5 protein-coding genes are annotated in these 2,717 nt (G+C 63.3%); 2 read left to right on the top strand and 3 right to left on the bottom strand.

Translation table 11 applies throughout. From position 1 onward, the window contains the following. Positions 1-698: cation diffusion facilitator family transporter (locus EN935_RS30195; RefSeq protein ID WP_127373926.1), on the bottom strand; the 698-nt coding region annotated here is incomplete at its 3' end. A gap of 145 nt (positions 699-843) precedes the next feature. Continuing rightward, positions 844-1,653 carry a transglutaminase family protein gene (locus EN935_RS30190; RefSeq protein WP_109667764.1) on the bottom strand — a complete coding sequence of 270 codons (810 nt, stop codon included), beginning with the start codon at positions 1,651-1,653 and terminating at the stop codon, positions 844-846. A gap of 211 nt (positions 1,654-1,864) precedes the next feature. Between EN935_RS30190 and EN935_RS42845 the strand changes: the two genes are divergently transcribed. Then, positions 1,865-1,990 carry a hypothetical protein gene (locus tag EN935_RS42845; protein ID WP_013528464.1) on the top strand — a complete coding sequence of 42 codons (126 nt, stop codon included), beginning with the start codon at positions 1,865-1,867 and terminating at the stop codon, positions 1,988-1,990. Between the two features lie 208 nt (positions 1,991-2,198). After that, positions 2,199-2,513, top strand: a complete 315-nt coding sequence (gene sugE, locus EN935_RS30180) for a quaternary ammonium compound efflux SMR transporter SugE (RefSeq protein ID WP_013528463.1) — start codon at positions 2,199-2,201, stop codon at positions 2,511-2,513. A 75-nt stretch (positions 2,514-2,588) separates the two neighbouring features. Here the strand turns inward: sugE and EN935_RS42355 are convergent. Further along, positions 2,589-2,717 (bottom strand): DUF6481 family protein (locus EN935_RS42355; protein WP_245489089.1); only part of this gene is annotated, 129 nt, incomplete at its 5' end.

The raw sequence follows: 2,717 nt of genomic DNA, 5'->3' as shown, positions 1-2,717 counted from the left end.
GCCAGCACCTGTCTCTGCACCTCGAGTGATGCCGGCTCGCCGATCAGCAGGCCCTTGCTTTCGCGTGCCAGGAAGATCGCCGTCGCGCCGAGGATCAGCCCAATGCCGATCGAGGCGGCGCCGTCGAGCTCCGGCATCTCCAGCAGGTCCGCCGCCAGGATGCCGGCGAAAGCGACGATCAGGCCGAGCAGGGCCGCACTATCCTCGAACAGCACGGTGTAGACGCTCGGATCCTTGCTCGATTGCACGGCCTGCAGCCAGCCCTCCTTGCCCTTCTGCTTGCGAAACTCCTTCAGCGCCACCCACCACGAGCTGCCTTCGAACAGGAAGGCAAGACCCAGAACGATGTAGGTCACCTCAGCGTTGGCGACCGGCTCCGGCGCCATGATATGGACCACGCCTTCGTAGAACGACACGCCGGCGCCCAGCGCGAAGACGAGAAGGGCGACGATGAAACTCCAGAAATACAGCTCGCGGGCGTGCCCGAGCGGATGCGTGCGGTCGGCCGGGCGGGCGGCGCGGCGCATGCCGTAGAGCAGCACGCCGCCATTGCCGGTATCGACCAGCGAATGCACGCCTTCCGACAGCATCGCCGAGCTGCCGGTGAACAGGGCGGCGGCGAACTTGGTCACCGCAATGGCGAGATTGCCGGCGAGTGCTGCGTAAATGACCCTTTTTGAGCCGCCATGCCCGGCCATGGTGTGTCCCCGTTGATGCGCATCCAGTCTAACGGCCAGATGGCAGAAGCTCCACAGGCATCACAACGCGCGAACCGTTGGCTCGTTCAAAACGGCGGTCGTTAAGGAGGTCGCTGGCCAAAGACTGGCGGGCAGAAAACGGCGACTATTCGACGATCTCATCAGTCCACACCTTGAAGCCGGCGAGCGTGCCCGGCCCGAAAATATGGGTCAGCGGCACATCAGCGGCGTCGCGGCCGGAGGCGATCAGGATGCGGCCGATGCGCGGCGCATTGTTGCGCGGGTCGAAGACATGCCAGCGGCCGCCGAGATAGACTTCCATCCAGGCGCAGAAATCCATGCTCGCCCACGGCTTTGGCATGCCGATGTCGCTGATATAGCCGGTGCAGTAGCGCGTCGGGATGTTGAGTGCCCGGCAGAAGGTGACGGCGAGATGCGCGTAGTCGCGGCAAACACCGCTCTGTTCGCGATAGGCTTCCGCCGCGGTGCGCGTTGGCCGCGCATTGCCGTAGTTGAAGACGATATGGTTGTGGACGAAGTCGCAGACCGCCTGCACGCGTGGAATGCCGAGCGGTGTGTTGCCGAACAGCCGCCACGCTTCGCTGGCCAGAAGGTCGCTCTCGCAAAAGCGGCTGGGCAGCAGGAACAGCAGCGTGTCCGCTGGCAGGTCGCGCACCTCGTGTTGCCAGGCCATCAGGTCGCCCATCTCGAAGGTGCCGGGATCGCGGATCACCGCGTCGGTGCCGAAGGTGAAACGCCCGGGCGGCGCGACGAACCGGTTGCACCAGTTGCCGAAACTGTCGCGATAGCTCTGGATCGGCACCGGCGGATTGGAGATCAGGAAATCCGGCCGTTCGAGATCGGAGGCCCGGGAATAGTGCACATTCAGCATCGCGATGAGCGGCGTTTCCTGGGGAAAGTCGAAGCTCATCTCGCAGCCGATGTGGATTCGCATTGTCGTCCTGACGGCCTGCCTGACGATCACCCGGCGAAGGCACGGGTTGATGCTGCAGTGCGAAAATGACCATGGCACGGACCGCCAGGGTTTACGAGCAAATTAGAAACCGGTTGAAAGCGATCCGCTGACGGCGGCAGCAGTCGCTAACCCCTTGCGGTCCGGCGGTTCTCTTGTTTCACTTCGCTTCCCACATCAGGAGGAACGAATCATGGCTAAAGGTGCGATGAAGGCAGGCAAGGAAGCCCGCAAGCCGAAGAAGGACGCCAAGAAGCCCGCCCCGGCTCCGGCCCTGAAGGCGCCGCCGGTCAAGGCGATGAAGCTCAAGGACAAGTAGGTCCGGCCCATCCGCTTCGGAATAAGATTACGGCCGGCAACACTGTTGCCGGCCGCTGTTGATCGAGCGCCCGAAATTCCTATATTGGCGCGGCGGGGACGACCTCGCGCTTCCCCCAAAATCCGGACGGGACGACCCGCCATTGTTTGACTGAGCGTCGGACACCCGAAAATCACTTTCGGTCCGATTCTCTGATGGAGCGTTGTCTATGTCGTGGATTCTTCTCTTTTTTGCCGGACTGTTCGAGATCGGCTGGGCAATCGGCCTCAAATACACCGATGGCTTCTCGAAGCTGGTGCCGACCGTGCTGACCGTTGCTTCGATGGTTGTCAGCCTCACTCTGCTCGGCCTGGCGCTGAAGGCGCTGCCGGTCGGCACCGCCTATGCGGTGTGGACCGGCATTGGCACCGTCGGTACGGCACTGCTCGGCATCTGGCTGCTCGGCGAGCCAGCCACCGCGATCAGGCTGGCCTGCATCGCGCTCATCGTCTGCGGCATCATGGGGCTGAAGTTCGCCGCCTGACCATAGCGGCAGACAAACACGTTCAGGGCCGCTGCGAGGCGACCCTGACCTTGAAATTCGATGCTTGCCGCGAGGCTAGCGGGCGGAGAAGCCTGGAGGCGTTCTGCCGGTGCGCTGCTTGCGCGCTGCATAACGCGCGTCGCGCTTAGCCTTGCGTTCGGCTTCGTCGGCCAGAAAACGGGCGATGCGCTCGTTCTCTTCGGA

Origin of the sequence: Mesorhizobium sp. M7D.F.Ca.US.004.03.1.1 (genome assembly GCF_003998635.1) — a bacterium.
In the GTDB taxonomy this organism is placed as follows: domain Bacteria; phylum Pseudomonadota; class Alphaproteobacteria; order Rhizobiales; family Rhizobiaceae; genus Mesorhizobium; species Mesorhizobium loti.
This window is presented reverse-complemented; position numbering and strand designations above follow the sequence as displayed.